Consider the following 18,886-nt stretch of genomic DNA (forward strand, 5'->3'; position numbering starts at 1 on the left):
GCCTGAAGAAAGGACAGCCACCGTGAACCATGAAGTCATAGTCACCTGCGCGGTGACCGGCGCCGGCGACACCGTCGGCAAGCACCCGGCCATCCCCGTCACCCCCAAGGAAATCGCCGCCGCCGCCATCGAGGCGGCCAAGGCCGGCGCCACCGTGGCCCACTGCCACGTGCGCGACCCGCAGACCGGCAAGCCCAGCCGCGACGTGAACCTCTACCGCGAAGTGGTGGAGCGCATCCGCGAGAGCGACACCGACGTCATCATCAACCTCACCGCCGGCATGGGCGGCGACCTGGAGATCGGCAAGGGCGAGCAGCCCCTGGAATTCGGCGCCGGCACCGACCTGGTCGGCCCGCTGGAACGACTGGCCCACGTCGAGGCGCTGCTGCCGGAAATCTGCACCCTGGACTGCGGCACCCTGAACTTCGGCGACGGCGACTTCATCTACGTCTCCACCCCGGCCCAGCTGCGCGCCGGCGCCAAGCGCATCACCGAGCTGGGGGTGAAGGCCGAGCTGGAAATCTTCGACACCGGCCACCTGTGGTTCGCCAAGCAGATGCTCAAGGAAGGCCTGCTGGAAGACCCGCTGATCCAGATCTGCCTGGGCATCCCCTGGGGCGCGCCGGCCGACACCACCACCATGAAGGCCATGGCCGACAACATCCCCGCGGGCCTCACCTGGGCCGGCTTCGGCATCGGCCGCTCGCAGATGCCCATGGTCGCCCAGGCCATGCTGCTGGGCGGCAACGTGCGGGTGGGCCTGGAAGACAACATCTGGCTGGACCGCGGCGTGCACGCCAGCAACGGCAGCCTGGTGGAGCGCGCCATCGAGATCATCGAACGCCTCGGCGGCCGCGCCCTCACCCCGGCCGAAGGGCGCAAGAAGATGAACCTCAAGCCCCGCCCCTGACACCCGCTTTTCGTAGGAGCGAGCTTGCTCGCGAACGGCTCCGCAGCGGACCCGGTTCGCGAGCAAGCTCGCTCCTACAGGCAATCCCCCTTTCCCGCTGGAGCCCTTCATGTCCTACATCACCGAAATCAAGACCTTCGCCGCCCTCGGCAGCGGCGTCATCGGCAGCGGCTGGATCGCCCGCGCCCTGGCCCACGGCCTCGACGTGGTCGCCTGGGACCCGGCGCCGGGCGCCGAGGCCGCCCTGCGCCAGCGCGTGGCCAACGCCTGGCCGGCGCTGCAGAAGGCCGGGCTGGTGCCCGGCGCGTCCCAGGAACGCCTGAAGTTCGTCGACACCATCGAGGAATGCGTGCGCGACGCCGACTTCATCCAGGAAAGCGCCCCCGAGCGCCTGGACCTGAAGTGCGAGCTGCACGCCAAGATCAGCGCCGCCGCCAAGCCCGACGCGCTGATCGGCTCCAGCACCTCGGGCCTGCTGCCCAGCGAGTTCTACGCCGACGCCACGCACCCCGAACGCTGCGTGGTCGGCCACCCGTTCAACCCGGTGTACCTGCTGCCGCTGGTGGAAGTGGTGGGCGGCGAGAAGACCGACCCGGCGGCCATCCAGGCGGTCATCGCGGTGTACCGCAGCCTGAGCATGCGCCCGCTGCACGTGCGCAAGGAAGTCCCCGGCTTCATCGCCGACCGCCTGCTCGAAGCGCTCTGGCGCGAAGCCCTGCACCTGGTCAACGACGGCGTCGCCAGCACCGGCGAGATCGACGACGCCATCCGCTTCGGCGCCGGCCTGCGCTGGTCGTTCATGGGCACCTTCCTGACCTACACCCTGGCCGGCGGCAACGCCGGGATGCGCCACTTCATGGCCCAGTTCGGCCCGGCCCTGCAACTGCCCTGGACCTACCTGCCGGCGCCGGAACTGACCGAATCGCTGATCGACAAGGTGGTCGAAGGCACCAGCGAACAGCAGGGCAACCGCAGCATCGCCGAGCTGGAACGCTACCGCGACGACTGCCTGCTGGCAGTGCTCGGCGCCATCAAGGACACCAAGGCACGCCACGGCTTCGCCTTCGTCGACTAAGAACCTGCCAGGATTTGCTGCGCGTCGGCATAACTGCGTTAAAAACAGGCGGTGACTGCTCATTTACGGCAAGTAAACTCCGCGTCCCCGCCTGTTTTTGCCTTGTTCTGCTCTAGCTCGCGAAATCCTGATCAGGTTCTACCCTGTCTATCCGCCCACTCCGAGCGGCCCCCTCTCCCTTCAGGGAGAGGGCTGGGGAGAGGGGCTCTTCGGAATGACCACCATGCCCACCCTGAAAACCTACGAAACCCCGGTACTGGCCGAGTGGACCGACTACAACGGCCACCTGCGCGACGCCTATTACCTGCTGATCTTCAGCTACGCCACCGACGCCCTGATGGACCACCTGGGTCTGGACAGCGCCAGCCGCGAGGCCAGCGGCCACTCGCTGTTCACCCTGGAGGTGCACCTGAACTACCTGCACGAAGTGAAGCAGGGCGAGCCGGTGGAAGTGCGCACCCAACTGCTGGCCCACGACCGCAAGCGCCTGCACGTGCACCACACGCTGCACCGCCCCGGCGAGGACGAACCGCTGGCGGCCAGCGAACAGATGCTGCTGCACGTGAGCCTGGACGGCCCGCGCTCGGCGCCCTTCGAGGGCGTGGTGCTGGAGCGCGTGCTGGCCCTGGCCGAGGCGCACCGCGGCCTGCCGCGGCCGGCGCACGTCGGCCGGATGATCGGCCTGCCGGGCTGAGCATGGCGCGCGAGTATCCGTTGTCCGCCGGCATGGCGGACTTCGTCGCGCGCACCCGCGCCTTCGCCAGCGCCGATCCGTCCCTGGCGGCGCAGCGCAAGGCCTACTCGCGCATGGCCGCCGCCTTCACCCCACCACGCCCACCGGGCCTGCGGATAAGCGACCTGGCCCTGGCCGGCCTGCCGCCGCTGCGCCTGTTCCGCCCGGCGGGCACACCGCCGGCAACGGGCTGGGCAGCGGTGCTGTTCCTCCACGGAGGCGGCTGGATGCTCGGCGACCTCGACTCCCACGCCTTCTTCTGCGCCGAACTGGCCGCCCGCCTGGGCCTGCTGGTGCTGTCGGTGGACTACCGGCTGGCCCCGCAACACCCCTTCCCCGCCGCTCTGCAAGACAGCCTGGCGGCCTGGCGCGCCCTGCGCGACGGCGCGCTGGACGACCCCCTCGACCGCACCCGCCTGGCGGTGGCCGGCGACAGCGCCGGCGGCAACCTGGCCGCCGCCCTGTGCCTGGCCCTGCGCGATGCGGGCGAGGCGCAGCCGCGGGTCCAGGTGCTGGTCTATCCGGCCCTGGGTGACGAGGCTACGGATTCGCGAGTCGAGTGTGCGGATGCGCCGTTGTTGTCCGCCGCTGACATGCGGGTGTGCATCGATGCCTATTTGCCCGATCCACTGCAACGGCATCGGCCTCTCGCCTTACCTTTGCGTGCTCATGACTTCGCGGGGTTGGCGCCGGCGTTCGTGGGGGTGGCCGAGTTCGATCCGTTGCGGGATGACGGGCGGCGCTATGCCGAGCGGCTGCGCAGGGATGGGGTGGAGGTGGACTATTTTCCCGGTCCGGGGTTGGTGCACGGCTGCTTGCGGGCACGGGAACTGGCGGAGGTGGATAGGTTGTACGAGGCCTTGTTCGAGGCGCTGGCCCGGCGTCTGGATTGAGCGCAGGCGGTTTTCCGCTTTTCCGCTTTTCCGCTTTTCCGCTTTTCGTAGGAGCGAGCTTGCTCGCGAATGGCGTTCTGCTGGTCAGGTTCGGTGCATATCCTGAAGAACGCCCTCTCCCTAACCCTCTCCCTGAAGGGAGAGGGGACCGTTCGGAGCGCTTGGGTGTTCCTGAGTCAGCCGGCAGCTCCGTCGGTTTCCGGCTGAAACCATCACTTTTCTCGGCACGGACAAGCCCCCTCTCCCTTCAGGGAGAGGGCTGGGGAGAGGGAGCGGAGTCAAACCGAGACACCCAGGCCACCTGGAAACTCCGTTCGCGAGCAAGCTCGCTCCTACGAAAAGCCAACCAGGGCGAACAATAAAAAAATCCCCCGCCGCGCCCGACGCGCGACAGGGGACGAAAGCGAGCCGTCAAGGCTCCCAGTGTGACAAGCACCTACTTCGGTATCGACCGCAGCGGTATGGCTCCAGTGTGGCTGCTTCGCCAACTTCGGGTTTGCCGAAAACGACGTGCGCGTATCCGCCGCGGACAGGCAACGAAACTAGGCACGGCCCCTTAAGCAATCCTTAAGGCGACGACATCGAGAATCCTTCTTGTTTGCATTCTCAGCCGCCGCCGACCCCCGCGCCGCGCGGCCCTGCCCCAGGTGAAACCATGCTGGTCCCCTTCCTGATCATGCTCCGCGAGGGCATGGAGGCCGCGCTCATCGTCGGCATCATCGCCAGCTACCTGCGCCGCACCGGGCGCGCGCACTGGATGCCGGCGGTGTGGATCGGGGTGTTCCTCGCCGCCGCCCTGGCGCTGTTCGTCGGCGCCGGGCTGGAGCTGGCCAGCGCCGAGTTCCCGCAGAAGCAGCAGGAACTGTTCGAGGCCCTGGTGGGCCTGGCTGCGGTGGCCATCCTCACTTCCATGGTGTTCTGGATGCGCAAGATGGCGCGCTCCATCAAGGGCGAGCTGCAAGCCGCGCTGGACCACGCCTTCCACTCCCGCCACCAGGGCTATGCGCTGATCGCCATGGTGTTCCTCGCCGTGGCCCGCGAAGGCCTGGAGACGGTGTTCTTCCTGCTCGCCGTGTTCCAGCAGAGCGAGGGCCCCGGCGCGCCGCTGGGGGCGCTGCTCGGCCTGGCGCTGGCGGTGGCCCTGGGCTACGGCATCTACAGCGGCGGCGTGCGCCTGAACCTGGCGCGCTTCTTCCGCTGGACCGGGCTGTTCATCCTGGTGGTGGCCGCCGGCATCCTCGCCAACGCAGTGCGCTCGCTGCACGAGGCCGGGGTCTGGAACCTGCTGCAGGCGCCCCTGTGGGACAGCGGCGCCAGCCTGCCCGAGGACGGCGCCCTGGGCTCGCTGCTGGCCGGGTTGTTCGGCTACCAGCAGAGCCCCACCCTGAGCACCCTCGGCGCCTGGCTGGCCTACCTGGCGCTGAGCCTGACGCTGTTCTTCCTGCCGCCGCGCCCCGCGGCCCCTGCCCGGAGCACCGCCGAATGAGCCTGCCGGAACCCCAGCCGCCGGTGGGCGCCCGCCGCCTGCTGCTCAACGCCGCGGTGGCGGCCTCGGCGGCCCTGGCCGTGCTCGCCGCGGCGGCCTTCTACTACGCCGCGCGCCATGCCCACCAGGCCAAGCTGGAAAACGACGAAGTACAGGTCACGGTGCTGCCCCACGGCTGCCAACCCAACGCCCTGAGCGTGCCGGCCGGGCAGGCGCGCTTCCGCATCCTCAACCGCTCCGACCGCGCGGTGGAGTGGGAAATCCTCGACGGCGTGATGGTGGTGGAGGAACGCGAGAACATCGCCCCGGGCATGAGCCAGTCGCTCTCGGCCTACCTCGCCCCCGGCGACTACCAGGTCACCTGCGGCCTGCTCAGCAACCCCCACGGCAGCCTGCACGTCACCCCCAGCGCGGCCGCCAGCGCCGCCCAGCAGGCGCGCTCGCCGCTGCTGGACTTCGTCGCCCCGCTGGCCGAATACCGCGTCTACCTGGCCGGCCAGCTGCGCCAGCTGCAACGCGCCCTGGATGCCCTGAGCCAGGCCCTGGCGGCCAACGACCTCGGCGCCGCGCGCACGCATTACCTGGAAGGCCGCGCCGCCTACCAGCGCATCGCCGCCAGCGCCCAGCGTCTGGCCGAGCTGGACAACCGCATCGCCCCGCGCGCCGACGCCTTCGAGCAGCGCGAGCAGGACCCGGCCTTCGGCGGCTTCCACCGCATCGAGTACGGCCTGTTCGCCCAGGACTCGACCGCCGGCCTGGCGCCGGTCGCCACGCAACTGCAGGCCGACGTCGCCACCCTGAAGGACGCCCTCATGGCCCAGTCGCTGCCGCCCGAACAGCTCTCCGGCAACGCCGCGCGGCTGCTGCGCAACCTGGCCGAGCAACGCGTGAACGGCGACGAGGAACGCTACAGCCACAGCGACCTGGCCGGCTTCACCGCCAACCTGGAGGGCGCGCGCAAGGTCATCGACCTGCTGCGCCCGCTGCTGCAACGCAAGGCCGCCGAACTGCCCGCGCGCCTGGACGCCGCCGCCGCGGCGCTCGACACCGGCCTCGCGCAACTGGCCGGCAGGCCCTACGACCAGGTCACGGCCGCCCAGCGCCAGCAGCTGGCCGCCGCGGCCGCCCGCCTGGCCGAGGCGCTGGACGCCGTGGCGCCGGCCCTGGGCCTGGCCCAACCCTGATCCGAGGAAGTACCGATGCACAGTAACGACGACAGCCCCGCCAACGCCCAACGCCGCCGCGTGCTGCTCGGCCTCGGCGCCGCCGGCATGGCCCTGGCCGGCGCCAGCCTGGCGGGCCCGGCGCGGGCCGCCGACACCGCGGCCGTCACCCACGCGCCGGCCAGCGAACGCACCCAGGAGCGCAACGCCTGGTTCGGCCGCCACCAGCCGGGCATCGTCACGCCGCGCCCGGCGGCCGGGATGATCGTCGCCTTCGACGTGCTGGCCAGCGACCGCGCCGGCCTGGAGCGGCTGTTCCGGGTGCTCGACGAGCGCATCCGCTTCCTCATGGCCGGCGGGGCGGTGCAGCAGGTCGACCCCAAGCTGCCGCCGCTGGACTCGGGCATCCTCGGCCCGGTGGTGATCCCGGACAACCTGACCGTCACCGTCTCGGTGGGCGACTCGCTGTTCGACGAGCGCTTCGGCCTGGCGGCGCGCAAGCCACGCCACCTGCAACCCATGGCCGGCTTCCCCAACGACGCCCTGGACCCGGCGCGCTGCCACGGCGACCTGTGCCTGCAGTTCTGCGCCAACACCCCGGACACCAACATCCACGCCCTGCGCGACATCGTGAAGAACACCCCGGACCTGCTGCTGGTGCGCTGGAAGCAGGAAGGCAGCGTGCCGGTGCAGCCCAGCCGCCCCGGCCAGACCACCGAGAGCGCGCGCAATTTCCTGGGCTTCCGCGACGGCTCGGCCAACCCCGACTCCAGCGACGAGGCGGCCATGCGCCGCATCGTCTGGGTGCAGCCCGGCAGCGGCGAGCCGGCCTGGGCGGCGGGCGGCAGCTACCAGGCGGTGCGCATCATCCGCAACTTCGTCGAACGCTGGGACCGCACCCCGCTGCAGGAGCAGGAAAGCATCATCGGCCGGATCAAGGCCAGCGGCGCGCCCCACGACGGCCGGGTGGAAACCGACGTGCCGGACTATGCCCGCGACGCAGAGGGCAAGCGCACGCCGCTGGACGCCCACATCCGCCTGGCCAACCCGCGCACCGCGCAGAGCCAGGCCAACCTCATCCTGCGCCGGCCGTTCAACTACTCCAACGGCGCGGCCAGCAACGGCCAGCTGGACATGGGCCTGCTGTTCATCTGCTACCAGGCGGACCTGGCGCGCGGCTTCATCGCCGTGCAGACGCGCCTGAACGGCGAGCCGCTGGAGGAATACCTGAAGCCGCAAGGCGGCGGCTACTTCTTCGTCCTGCCCGGGGTCACCGGGCCGGACGACTTCCTCGGCCGCAGCCTGCTGGCCTGAACAACGACAACGCACTGGAGCCATCGGACATGAAACGCACCTCCCTCGCCCTGCTGTTCAGCCTCGGCCTGCTCGCCGCGCCGCTGGCCACCTTCGCCGCCACCGGCTCGCCGCTGGACCTGGTCGGCCCCATCGCCGACTACAAGCTCTACGTCACCGACAACCTCGACGAGCTGGTCAAGCGCACCCAGCAGTTCACCGACGCGGTGAAGCAGGGCGACCTGGCCACGGCGAAGAAGCTCTACGCGCCGACCCGCGTGTTCTATGAGTCGATCGAACCGGTGGCCGAGCTGTTCAGCGACCTGGACAGCGCCATCGACTCCCGCGAGGACGACCACGAGAAGAAGGTCGACGCCCCGGACTTCACCGGCTTCCACCGCATCGAGTACGGCCTGTTCACCAAGAACAGCACCGAGGGCCTCGGCCCGCTGGCCGACAAGCTGATGGCCGACGTGCACGAGCTGCGCAAGCGCGTGGAAGGCCTGCCCTTCCCGCCGGAGAAGGTAGTGGGCGGCGCCGCCGCGCTGATGGAGGAAGTGGCCGCGACCAAGGTCAGCGGCGAGGAAGACCGCTACAGCCATACCGACCTGTACGACTTCCAGGGCAACGTCGACGGCGCCAAGAAGATCGTCGAACTGTTCCGCCCGCAACTGGCCAAGCAGGACCCGGCCTTCGTCGCCAAGGTGGAGAAGAACTTCGCCACGGTCGACGGCATCCTCGCCAAGTACAAGACCAAGGACGGCGGCTACCAGACCTACGACAAGCTCAGCGCCAAGGACCGCAAGGCCCTGGCCGGGCCGGTCAACACCCTGGCGGAAGACCTTTCGACCATGCGCGGCAAGCTGGGACTGAACTAAAGCCGGTCGCGGGCCGTCCCGGTCGGAAAACGACCTGCTCTTGCCTGTGAAGGACACTCCGCCGGCCGGGTGCTTGCGCCCGGCCGGCGCTGTTCCGAGAATCCGGGGAAGCCCAACCTCACGGAGGACTCCGCGATGATGCACGCCGACCTGATCGACCAGGACGATTTCCGCGAACGCCTGCAGGCGCTGGGCTTTGCCGTTCCGCCGGACGTCACCGCGGAACAGGCCTGCGAATACGCGGTGCGCGCCCTCACTCCCGAACGCTCCATGGCCCTGCGCCGGCTGGTGGAGGAGATGCTGGGCGGCAACGCGACGCTGCTGCCGGCGGTGCGCGAGGCGATTTCGCGGCAGCTGTTGCCGGCGTTGGTGCCGCGGCCCTGAGTCGCACTCGTTCGCGCTCTTTGCTCTTTGCTTTTTGCTCTTCGTAGGAGCGAGCTTGCTCGCGAACAGCGTTCTGCCGGGGCTTCGGGGCTTCCCCTGAAGAGCGCCCTCTCCCTAACCCTCTCCCTGAAGGGAGAGGGGACCGTTCGGAGCGTGTGGATATTCCCGAGTTAGCCGGCAGCTCTGCGGTTTCCAGCTAAAGCCATGCTCATCTCGGCACGGACAAGCCCCCTCTCCCTTCAGGGAGAGGGCTGGGGAGAGGGAACCACGGGCGGGCCAGCCTCCCCAAACCACCGGCCTCTCCCAAAGTCGCCCAGTTCGACCACCCCCGTTCGGCAACCAAGGCCAAACGGCGGATAACGCGGAGCGTTATCCGCCCTACACCGCCATAGGCTAGGGTTGTGCCATGGCCCACCGCCGGAGTCCCCCATGACCGCGCTGCACGATCTCACCGCCGTCCAGCTACTGGCCCTGTACCGTTCGCGCCAGCTGTCCCCCGTGGAATACCTGCAGCACCTGATCGCCCACATCGAACGCTGGGAGCCGCACCTCTGCGCGCTCTACGCCTATGCCCCGGAACGCGCCCTGGGCGAGGCGCGGGAGGCCGAGGCGCGCTGGCTGAAAGGCGAGCCGCGCGGCGAACTGGATGGCGTGCCGGTGACCATCAAGGAACTCATCGCCAGTGTCGGCGACCCGATTCCCCAGGGCAGCGCCGCCGTGCCGCTGCTGCCCGCCACCCGGGACGCCCCGCCCACCGCGCGGCTGCGCGAGGCCGGGGCCATCCTGCTGGCCAAGACCACGGTGCCGGACTTCGGCATGCTCTCCTCCGGCCTGTCCAGCTTCCACAAGCTGGCGCGCAACCCCTGGAACCTGGCGATGAACCCCGGCGGCTCCAGCGCCGGTGCCGCGGCGGCCGCTGCCGCCGGCTACGGCCCATTGCACGTGGGCACCGACATCGGCGGCTCGGTGCGCCTGCCGGCCGCCTGGTGCGGCCTGGTGGGCTTCAAGCCGAGCCTCGGGCGGATTCCCATCGACCCCTACTACACCGGGCGCTGCGCCGGGCCCATGACGCGCAGCCTGGACGACGCCGCGCTGCTGATGAAGCACCTGTCGCGCGCCGACTGGCGCGACGCCACCAGCCTGCCGCCGGCCGAGCTGGACTGGAACATCCGCCCGGCCGAGGTGCGCGGCCTGCGCATCGGCCTGCAACTGGACCCCGGCTGCGGCCTGCAGCCCGAGCCGGAAGTGCGCCGCGCCGTGGAGGCCGCCGCGCAGCGCTTCGCCGAAGCCGGCGCGGAAATAATCGAAGTGCGGCCGATCCTCGACCGGGGTCTGCTCGACGGCCTGGACCTGTTCTGGCGCGCGCGCCTGTGGGCCGAGATCGAGACGCTGCCCGCCGAGCGCCAGGCGCAGGTGCTGCCCTACATCTACCAGTGGGCGGAAGGCGGCGCGCAGGTCTCCGGCGTGCAGGCGGTGCGCGGCTTCAACCAGACCTTCGAGATGCGCAGGCGCGCCGCCGAGCAGTTCCACGGCATCGACTGCCTGCTCAGCCCGACCAACCAGGTGGCCGCCTTCCCCGCCGAGTGGGCCTCGCCCACCAACGACCCGGCGCTGCCCTTCGAGCACATCTGCTTCACCGTGCCCTGGAACATGTCCGAGCAGCCGGCGCTGTCGATCAACTGCGGCTTCACCGCCGCCGGCATGCCTATCGGCCTGCAGATCGTCGGCCCGCGCTTCGCCGACGTGGCCGTGCTGCGCCTGGGCAAGGCCTACGAAACCTGGCGTGGCGAACTGCCGGGATGGCCGCGGCCCCCCGAGCGAGGCTAAGCTGCGGGAACACGCACGGCAGAAGGACTCGTTCGCGCGCATGCATTACTCCGCCTACATCGCCCATTTCCTGGTGGCCATCCAGATCCTCGGCGTGGTCGCCGCCGTCCACGCGGTGCTCACCGTGCGCACCGCGCAGGGCGCCATCGCCTGGGCCATTTCCCTGGTGTTCATGCCGCTGCTCACCCTGCTGCCCTACCTGGTGTTCGGCCGCAGCCGCTTCGACGCCTACATAGGCGCGCGGCGCCAGGCCAACGAGGAGATGCACCTGGCCGCCGCCGAGCTGAACTGGCGGCCCTGGGTGGAAGAGGCCCTGACGGCGAGCCAGTCGGAGAACTACAAGGCGCTCAAGGCCCTGTCCGCGCTGGCGCGCATGCCGACCCTGGCGAACAACCACGTGCGCCTGCTGGTCAACGGCAAGGCCACCTTCGACGCCATCTTCGAGGCCATCGCCCAGGCCAGGAAGGTGGTGCTGGTGCAGTTCTTCATCGTCCGCGACGACGCCCTCGGCCAGCGCCTGGCGCAGCTGCTGCTGGAGCGCGCGGCCAACGGCGTGGAAGTCTTCCTGCTCTACGACGCCATCGGCAGCCACGGCCTGCCCGGGCGCTACGTCGAGCGCCTGCGCGCCGGCGGCGTGCAGGTGCAGGCCTTCAGCACCGGCCACGGCGCGATCAACCGCTTCCAGCTGAACTTCCGCAACCACCGCAAGGTGGTAGTGGTCGACGGTCTGCGCGGCTTCGTCGGCGGGCACAACGTCGGCGTCGAGTACCTGGGCGAGAAGCCGCCGCTGTCGCCCTGGCGCGACACCCACGTGGAGCTGCGCGGCCCGGCCGTGGCCTGCCTGCAGGAGTGCTTCGCCGAGGACTGGTTCTGGGCCACCCACGCCCTGCCCACCCTGCTGCTGCCGGACAGCTACGACGAGCAGGGGGTGATCTGCCAGGTGCTGGCCAGCGGCCCGGCGGACAAGCAGGAAACCTGCTCGCTGCTCTTCGTCGAGATGATCAACGCGGCCAGCGAAAGGGTGTGGATAACCACCCCGTACTTCATCCCCGACGAGGCGGTCAGCTCGGCCCTGCGCCTGGCCGCGCTGCGCGGCGTGGACGTGCGCATCCTGCTGCCCTCGCGCCCGGACCACCGCACGGTCTACGCCGCCTCCAGCCTCTACGCCCAGGACGCGGTGCGCGCCGGGGTGAAGGTGTACCGCTACCAGCCGGGCTTCCTGCACCAGAAGGTGGTGCTGGTGGACCACGACTGCGCCGCGGTGGGCAGCGCCAACCTGGACAACCGCTCGTTCCGGCTGAACTTCGAGATCATGCTGGTAACGGTGGACGAAGCCTTCGCCCGCGACGTGGAGAGCATGCTGCTGGCGGATTTCGAGCAGGCGGTGGAGCTGGGTACGGAGCGCAGCGGGCAATTGCAGCAGTTGGGGATGCGGGTGGCGCGGTTGGTTTCGCCGATTCTTTGAAGATTACGGGCTTGAGGCTGGAGGCTTTTCGTAGGAGCGAGCTTGCTCGCGAACCTGTCGGGGCCCGGTGCCAAGCCGTTCGCGAGCAAGCTCGCTCCTACGAGGAGAAGGTGTTCGCCGGTGGTTGCTGGTGTGGTGGGGATACCGCTGCCCTCTCCCTAACCCTCTCCCTGAAGGGAGAGGGGACCGTTCGGAGTGCGCTGATGTTTCGGCGTTAGCCGGCTTGCACCGAGCACCCGGCTGACAGCAAATCCCCTCTCGGCACGGACAAGCCCCCTCTCCCTTCAGGGCGGGGCGCGCAGCCGAGGGCTGGGGAGAGGGAACCCAACTCCCCCCGAACCCCATCGACCCCCGGCAAAACACCCACAAAGAAAAACGCCCAGCTCACTCAAGTGAACCGGGCGCCTTCACCAGCACTAGCCCATCAAGCCGGCGCAGAACTACGGATCAGGTGATCGAAGGCCGACAACGAAGCCTTCGCCCCCTCACCCACCGCAATCACGATCTGCTTGTACGGCACCGTGGTCACGTCACCGGCAGCGAAGATACCCGGCAGCGAAGTCTCGCCGCGCGCATCGACGATGATCTCGCCGCGCGGGGTCAGCTCGACGCTGCCCTTGAGCCACTCGGTGTTCGGCAGCAGGCCGATCTGCACGAAGATGCCTTCCAGCTCCACCGACTTGAACTCTTCCGAGTTGCGGTCCTTGTAGACCAGGCCGGTGACCTTCTGGCCGTCGCCCTTCACTTCGCTGGTCAGCGCGCTGGTGATCACGTCCACGTTGGGCAGGCTGTACAGCTTGCGTTGCAGCACGGCGTCGGCGCGCAGCTTGCTGTCGAACTCCAGCAGGGTCACGTGGGCGACGATGCCGGCCAGGTCGATGGCCGCCTCGACGCCGGAGTTGCCGCCGCCGATCACCGCCACGCGCTTGCCCTTGAACAGCGGGCCGTCGCAGTGCGGGCAGAAGCACACGCCCTTGGCCTTGTATTCCTGCTCGCCGGGCACGCCCATCTCGCGCCAGCGGGCGCCGGTGGCGAGGATCACGGTCTTGGCCTTGAGGCTGCCGCCGCCCTCGAACTTCACTTCGTGCAGCTCGCCGGCATTCTTCGCCGGGACCAGCGCGCTGGCGCGCTGCAGGTTCATGATGTCGACCTCGTACTGCTTCACGTGCTCTTCCAGCGCGCGGGCCAGTTTCGGGCCTTCGGTCTCTTTCACCGAGATGAAGTTCTCGATGGCCATGGTGTCCAGCACCTGGCCGCCGAAGCGCTCGGCGGCGACGCCGGTGCGGATGCCTTTACGCGCGGCGTAGATGGCCGCCGAGGCGCCGGCCGGACCACCGCCTACCACCAGCACGTCGAAGGCGGCCTTGGCGGCCAGCTTCTCGGCTTCGCGAGCGGCGGCGCCGGTGTCGATCTTGGCGAGGATTTCTTCCACGCCCATGCGGCCCGCGCCGAAGACTTCGCCGTTCAGGTAGATGCTCGGCACCGACATGACCTGGCGCTTCTCCACCTCGTTCTGGAACAGCGCGCCGTCGATGGCGACGTGGCGGATGTTGGGGTTGAGCACCGCCATCAGGTTCAGCGCCTGGACCACGTCCGGGCAGTTCTGGCAGGACAGCGAGAAGTAGGTTTCGAACTCGAACTTGCCCTGGATGCCCTTGACCTGCTCGATGACTTCGGGCTCGAGCTTAGACGGGTGGCCGCCGACCTGCAGCAGGGCCAGCACCAGGGAAGTGAACTCGTGGCCCATGGGGATACCGGCGAAACGCAGGCCGATGTCCGCACCCGGGCGGTTCAGCGAGAAGGACGGCTTGCGTTCGTCGCCGCCGTCTTCGCGCAGGGTGATCTTGTCGGTCAGGCCGACGATGTCGTGCAGCAGTTCGCTCAGCTCGCGGGATTTGTCGCTGTCATCGAGGGACGCGACTATCTCGAACGGCTGGGTGACCTTTTCCAGGTAGGCCTTCAACTGGGTCTTAAGATTGGCGTCCAACATGAATTCAGCTCCTACGAAATTCGGGCAAAAGGGTTCCCGCGGCGGACGCTGTGCGTCCGCCCTGCACGCTTGCGGGTAGGCTTTGGGCAGGGCGGGCGGCCCTTGTGGGGGCCGTCCGCCGGGGGAGGGTGTTACTTAGATCTTGCCAACCAGGTCCAGGGACGGAGCCAGGGTCTTCTCGCCTTCTTTCCACTTGGCCGGGCAGACTTCGCCCGGGTGAGCGGCGGTGTACTGGGCGGCTTTCAGCTTGCGCAGGGTCTCGCCGACGTCACGAGCGATCTCGTTGCTGTGGATTTCGACGGTCTTGATCACGCCTTCCGGGTTGATCACGAAAGTGCCGCGCAGGGCCAGGCCTTCTTCCGGGATGTGCACGCCGAAAGCGTTGGTCAGCTGGTGGGTCGGGTCGCCGATCAGCGGGAACTGGGCCTTGCCCACGGCCGGGGAGGTTTCGTGCCAGACCTTGTGGGAGAAGTGGGTGTCGGTGGTGACGATGTAGACTTCGGTGCCAGCGTCGCGGAAAGCGGCGTAGTTGTTGGCGGCGTCTTCGATCTCGGTCGGGCAGTTGAAGGTGAAGGCTGCCGGCATGAAGATCAGGACCGACCACTTGCCCTTCAGGGACTGCTCGGTGACTTCGATGAACTTGCCGTTGTGGAAGGCGTTGACCTTGAACGGTTGGACTTGGGTGTTGATCAGGTTCATTCGGCATTCCTCGTAGAGATGGGTTGATCGAATTGGTTATGAAATTCGACGTGGGCAAGATTATCCGCTATTAGCCTGGATGGCCCATTGATTTAGGCCATCAAATAAATTGGCTTTCTCTATCAGCGGACTTATAAAAGGAAGAGCACCGCTATCGATGAGCGATGCCATCCTCCATCCTGCACAACCGACACGACCACCTCGTGACAGCCCTCAGTGCCCGGCCTTCCACGGCTGCCCCAGGGACACCGGGGCGAACAGGCGGGTGCGCAACCCATCGCGGGAGAGCAGCACCAGGACCACGATAGTGGCCACGTAGGGCAGCATCGCCAGCAGGTTGGCCGGGATGCTCAGGCCGACGCCCTGGGCAACCAGATGCAGGATGCTCGCCAGGCCGAACAGCCAGGCGCCGAGCAGCACCCGGAACACCCGCCAGCTGGCGAACACCACCAGCGCCAGGGCAATCCAGCCGCGGCCCGCGCTCATGTTCTCGGCCCACATCGGGGTGTAGGCCAGGGACAGGTAGGCCCCGGCCAGGCCGGCCATGGCGCCGCCGAAAAGCACCGCCATGGTGCGCACGCGCACCACCGGCAGGCCCAGGGCGGCGGCCGCGTCGGGGTTCTCGCCGACCGCCTGGAGCACCAGCCCGGCGCGGCTTTTCAGCAGCAGCCAGGCGACGCCGGCGAACAGCGCGAACGTCAGGTAGACCAGCGCATCCTGGGCGAAGAGCATCTTCCCGACCAGCGGCAGGCCGGCCAGCCCAGGCACGGCGATGGGCGCGAAGCCCGCCAGCGGCTTGCCCACCCAGGCCGCCCCGACGAAGGACGACAGCCCCACGCCGAAGATGGTCAGCGCCAGGCCGCAAGCCACCTGGTTGGCGTTCAGGCCCAGGGCCACCGCGGCGAACAGGCTGGCCAGCAGCACCCCGGCGAGCACCGCCAGCAACACCCCCAGCCACAGGCTGCCGCTGGCGAAGGCGGCCATGAAGCCGACCACCGCGCCGAACAGCATCATCCCTTCCTGGCCGAGGTTGAGCACCCCGGACTTCTCGCACACCAACTCGCCCAGGGCCACCAGCAGCAACGGCGTGCCGGTGCGGACCATGGCGTAGAGCACGTTGTTCAGTAGATCGATGTCCATCGTGATTCTCCGATCAATCCCTGTAGGAGCGAGCTTGCTCGCGAACCCACCCCGCAGCGGGGCCTCCTACAGCGTTTCTGGATCCCCGCGTTCGCGGGGATGACGGGAGTGGGATTACGCGTCCCTCTCCAACCCGTCATTCCCGCGAACGCGGGACGCGGCTCCATCGCGAACAGCGCTTGCGCTGGCCCGAAGGGGAATAACCCAGTGCCTCAAATCCGGAGCAGGCAGGCCCGCTCCATTCGAAAACTCACACCGCGGCGCTCCGCCTGAGGCCTGTAGCCTGCAGCCTGAAGCCCCGCGCGAAGCGCGGCCGATAACCGATCAACACATCGCAGGCCAGCAGGAAGAACAGCATCATTCCCTGGAACAGCCCGGTCAGCGCCAGGGGCAGGTTCAGGCTCATCTGCGCCGTCTCGCCGCCCAGGTAGAGCAGCGCCATCAGCAGGCTGGCGAAGAGGATGCCGAGCGGGTTCAGGCGGCCGAGGAAGGCCACGGTGATGGCCGCGTAGCCGTAGCCGGGCGACACCTGCGGCACCAGCTGGCCGATCGGCCCGGTCACCTCGCAGACGCCGGCCAGCCCGGCCAGCGCCCCGGACAGCAGCAGCGCCAGCCACACCAGGCGCTTCTCGCGAAAGCCGACGAAGCCGGCGGCGCGGCGGTCCAGGCCCAGCACCCGGATCTGGAAGCCGACGAAGCTGCGCTGCGCCAGCACCCACACCGCCACCAGCGCCAGCAGGGCGAAGAGCGCGCCCAGGTGCACGCGGCTGCCATCGAACAGCGCCGGCAGCAGGGCCGACTCGGCGAACATCGCCGACTGCGGGAAGTTGAAGCCCTGCGGGTCCTTCAGCGGGCCGTGCACGCAGAACAGCAGCAGGTTCAGGGCGATGTAGTTGAGCATGATGCTGGTGAGGATTTCGTTGGCGTTGAAGCGCGTGCGCAGCCAGGCCACCAGGCCCGCCCAGGCGGCGCCGCCGGCGACCCCGGCGAGCAGCGTCCAGGCCAGCGCCCAGCGGCTCTCCCAGCCCAGCAGCTGCAGGGCCATGGCGCTGCCGGCCAGGGCGCCCATGAGTAGTTGGCCCTCGGCGCCGATGTTCCAGATGCGCGCCTGGTAGGCCAGCGCCAGGCCCAGGGCGCAGAGCAGGATGGGCGTGGCCTTCACCAGCAGCTCGCCGACGCCGTACCAGTCCTGCACCGGCTCGATCAGCAGGGTGTGCAGGGTGGCCAACGGCGGGTGGCCGAGGGCGGCGAACAGCGCCGCGCCGCACAGCAGGGTGAGCAGGCCGGCCAGCAGCGGCGAGACCAGCAGCATCAGGCGCGACTGCTGGCCGCGTGGTTCCAGGGAAAACAGCATGTTCGGCTCCTCAGGCGGCGTGGTCGAACTGCCCGGCCATCCAGCGGCCGACGGCGAGGGGATCGGTGGCGGCGGTGTCCACCAGCGGCGACAGCCGGCCGGCGCAGAGCGCGCCGATGCGGTCGCTGAGCAGGAACAGCTCGTCGAGGTCCTCGGACACCACCAGGATGGCCGCGCCGGCGTCGCGCAGGGCGATCAGCGCCCTGTGGATAACCGCGCCGGCGCCGACGTCCACGCCCCAGGTCGGGTGCGCCGCCACCAGCAGGCGCGGCTGCTGGAGAATCTCGCGGCCGAGGATGAACTTCTGCAGGTTGCCGCCGGACAGGCTGCGGGCCACGGCCTGGGTGCCCGTGGCCTTCACCGCGAAGCGCTGGATGATCGCCTCGGCGAAGGCGCGCACCTTGCCCTGGCGCACCAGGCCGTGACGCACCAGGCCCTGCTGGAAGCCGGTGAGCAGGGCGTTGTCGGCCAGGCTCAGCTCCGGCACCGCGCCATGGCCCAGGCGCTCGGCCGGGACGAAGGCCAGGCCGCGGGCGCGGCGGGCATCCGGGGGCAGGTGGGCGGCGGGCTCGCCGGCCATGCGCAACTGCTCGGCGTGCGCCCGCGGCAGGCGCTGCTCGCCGCTGAGCAGGGCGAGCAGTTCGTCCTGGCCGTTGCCGGCGACCCCGGCGATGCCGACGATCTCGCCGGCGCGCACCTCCAGGTCGAGCCCGGCGAAGGACACGCCGAAGGGGTCGGCGCTGCGCCAGTGCAGGCCGCTCAGCTGCAGCAGCGGCTCGCCGCCGCGTGCCTTGGGATAGCGCGCGGCCAGGCCCTCGGCGTCGCCGACCATCAGGCGCGCCAGCTCCAGGTCCGAGCACTGCGCCGGCGCGCAGTCGCCGGAAACGCGCCCGCCGCGCAGCACCGTGGCGCGTTCGCAGAGCGCGCGCACCTCGCCCAGCTTGTGGCTGATGAACAGGATGCTGCAGCCCTCGGCGGCCAGGCGCCGGAGCACGGCGAACAGCTCCTCGGCCTCCTGCGGGGTGAGCACCGAGGTCGGCTCGTCGAGGATCAGCAGGCGGATGTCCTGCATCAGGCAGCGGACGATCTCCACCCGCTGCCGCTCGCCGATGGACAGCCCGTGCACCAGGCGCTCCGGCTCCAGCGGCATGCCGTAGCGCCGCGACACCTCGCGGATGCGCGGCGTCAGCTGCCGAGGGGTGCCGGCAGTGGCGCCCAGGGCCAGGGCGATGTTCTCCGCCACGCTCAGCGTCTCGAACAGCGAGAAGTGCTGGAACACCATGCCGATGCCCAGGGCGCGGGCCTGGGCCGGGTCCTTCACACTCACCGCGCGACCGTCCCAGAGCAGCTCGCCGCTGTCCGGGCGGGTGACGCCGTAGATGATCTTCATCAGGGTGCTCTTGCCGGCGCCGTTCTCGCCGAGCAGGGCGTGGATCTCGCCGGGGAGGATGCTCAGGTCGACGCGGTCGTTGGCCAGGCAGCCCGGGTAGCGCTTGCTGATGGCGCGCAGTTCCAGGCGGGGGATGGGGGCTGTGGGCATGGGTGGGCTCGGTCGGGGATTCACCAGTGGCGGGGGCCGAAGCAATTTCCTGGCCA

At 69.3% G+C, this 18,886-nt stretch carries 16 protein-coding genes; 11 read left to right on the forward strand and 5 right to left on the reverse strand.

Annotation, left to right across the window (positions count from 1 at the left end):
* Window positions 1-22: 22 nt before the first annotated feature.
* The 11 genes from ACTWJ5_RS31615 (at window position 23) to cls (ending at window position 12,107) form a co-directional block, all read left to right on the forward strand.
* Window positions 23-910 carry a 3-keto-5-aminohexanoate cleavage protein gene (locus ACTWJ5_RS31615; RefSeq protein WP_249918337.1) on the forward strand — a complete coding sequence of 296 codons (888 nt, stop codon included), beginning with the start codon at window positions 23-25 and terminating at the stop codon, window positions 908-910.
* Window positions 911-1,019: 109 nt separating this feature from the next.
* Window positions 1,020-1,985 carry an L-carnitine dehydrogenase gene (locus ACTWJ5_RS31620; protein WP_444437210.1) on the forward strand — a complete coding sequence of 322 codons (966 nt, stop codon included), beginning with the start codon at window positions 1,020-1,022 and terminating at the stop codon, window positions 1,983-1,985.
* A 223-nt stretch (window positions 1,986-2,208) separates the two neighbouring features.
* Entirely contained in the window at window positions 2,209-2,679 is a 471-nt protein-coding gene (locus ACTWJ5_RS31625) for a thioesterase family protein (protein ID WP_444437211.1), read from the forward strand.
* 2 nt (window positions 2,680-2,681) lie between these two features.
* On the forward strand, window positions 2,682-3,611 hold the full coding sequence (locus tag ACTWJ5_RS31630) for an alpha/beta hydrolase (protein ID WP_444437212.1): 930 nt from the start codon (window positions 2,682-2,684) through the stop codon (window positions 3,609-3,611).
* Window positions 3,612-4,266: 655 nt separating this feature from the next.
* Window positions 4,267-5,097 (forward strand): iron uptake transporter permease EfeU, encoded by an 831-nt coding sequence (gene efeU / locus ACTWJ5_RS31635; protein WP_009614336.1) that lies wholly within the window; start codon window positions 4,267-4,269, stop codon window positions 5,095-5,097.
* Window positions 5,094-6,281 carry an iron uptake system protein EfeO gene (gene efeO / locus ACTWJ5_RS31640; RefSeq protein ID WP_116425800.1) on the forward strand — a complete coding sequence of 396 codons (1,188 nt, stop codon included), beginning with the start codon at window positions 5,094-5,096 and terminating at the stop codon, window positions 6,279-6,281. Before efeU ends, efeO (ACTWJ5_RS31640) begins: the two co-directional genes overlap by 4 nt.
* A gap of 15 nt (window positions 6,282-6,296) precedes the next feature.
* Complete coding sequence (gene efeB, locus ACTWJ5_RS31645; protein ID WP_301501826.1) at window positions 6,297-7,574, forward strand: iron uptake transporter deferrochelatase/peroxidase subunit; 1,278 nt, start codon at window positions 6,297-6,299, stop codon at window positions 7,572-7,574.
* 29 nt (window positions 7,575-7,603) lie between these two features.
* Entirely contained in the window at window positions 7,604-8,431 is an 828-nt protein-coding gene (efeO, locus tag ACTWJ5_RS31650) for an iron uptake system protein EfeO (protein WP_116425802.1), read from the forward strand.
* Window positions 8,432-8,566: 135 nt separating this feature from the next.
* Complete coding sequence (locus ACTWJ5_RS31655; RefSeq protein WP_009614343.1) at window positions 8,567-8,815, forward strand: hypothetical protein; 249 nt, start codon at window positions 8,567-8,569, stop codon at window positions 8,813-8,815.
* Between the two features lie 429 nt (window positions 8,816-9,244).
* Window positions 9,245-10,642, forward strand: coding sequence for an amidase (locus tag ACTWJ5_RS31660; protein ID WP_444437213.1), 1,398 nt, complete (start codon window positions 9,245-9,247; stop codon window positions 10,640-10,642).
* A 40-nt stretch (window positions 10,643-10,682) separates the two neighbouring features.
* The gene (gene cls / locus ACTWJ5_RS31665) at window positions 10,683-12,107 is read left to right on the forward strand and encodes a cardiolipin synthase (protein WP_444437214.1); all 1,425 of its coding nucleotides are present in this window, start codon (window positions 10,683-10,685) and stop codon (window positions 12,105-12,107) included.
* A gap of 424 nt (window positions 12,108-12,531) precedes the next feature.
* On the opposite strand, the gene ahpF is transcribed toward cls, so the two are convergent.
* The 5 genes from ahpF to ACTWJ5_RS31690 all read right to left on the reverse strand — a co-directional run bounded on the left by ahpF (window position 12,532) and on the right by ACTWJ5_RS31690 (window position 18,830).
* Window positions 12,532-14,097 (reverse strand): alkyl hydroperoxide reductase subunit F, encoded by a 1,566-nt coding sequence (gene ahpF, locus ACTWJ5_RS31670; protein WP_444437215.1) that lies wholly within the window; start codon window positions 14,095-14,097, stop codon window positions 12,532-12,534.
* 135 nt (window positions 14,098-14,232) lie between these two features.
* Window positions 14,233-14,796: an alkyl hydroperoxide reductase subunit C gene (ahpC, locus tag ACTWJ5_RS31675; protein WP_037016170.1), complete on the reverse strand. Its 564-nt coding sequence runs from the start codon at window positions 14,794-14,796 to the stop codon at window positions 14,233-14,235.
* 213 nt (window positions 14,797-15,009) lie between these two features.
* On the reverse strand, window positions 15,010-15,936 hold the full coding sequence (locus tag ACTWJ5_RS31680) for an ABC transporter permease (RefSeq protein WP_116425806.1): 927 nt from the start codon (window positions 15,934-15,936) through the stop codon (window positions 15,010-15,012).
* 250 nt (window positions 15,937-16,186) lie between these two features.
* Window positions 16,187-17,290 (reverse strand): ABC transporter permease, encoded by a 1,104-nt coding sequence (locus tag ACTWJ5_RS31685; RefSeq protein ID WP_253407569.1) that lies wholly within the window; start codon window positions 17,288-17,290, stop codon window positions 16,187-16,189.
* 10 nt (window positions 17,291-17,300) lie between these two features.
* Entirely contained in the window at window positions 17,301-18,830 is a 1,530-nt protein-coding gene (locus ACTWJ5_RS31690) for an ABC transporter ATP-binding protein (protein WP_444437216.1), read from the reverse strand.
* Window positions 18,831-18,886 lie beyond the last annotated feature (56 nt).

This window comes from Pseudomonas sp. A6, from assembly GCF_052367875.1.
GTDB lineage: Bacteria > Pseudomonadota > Gammaproteobacteria > Pseudomonadales > Pseudomonadaceae > Pseudomonas > Pseudomonas citronellolis.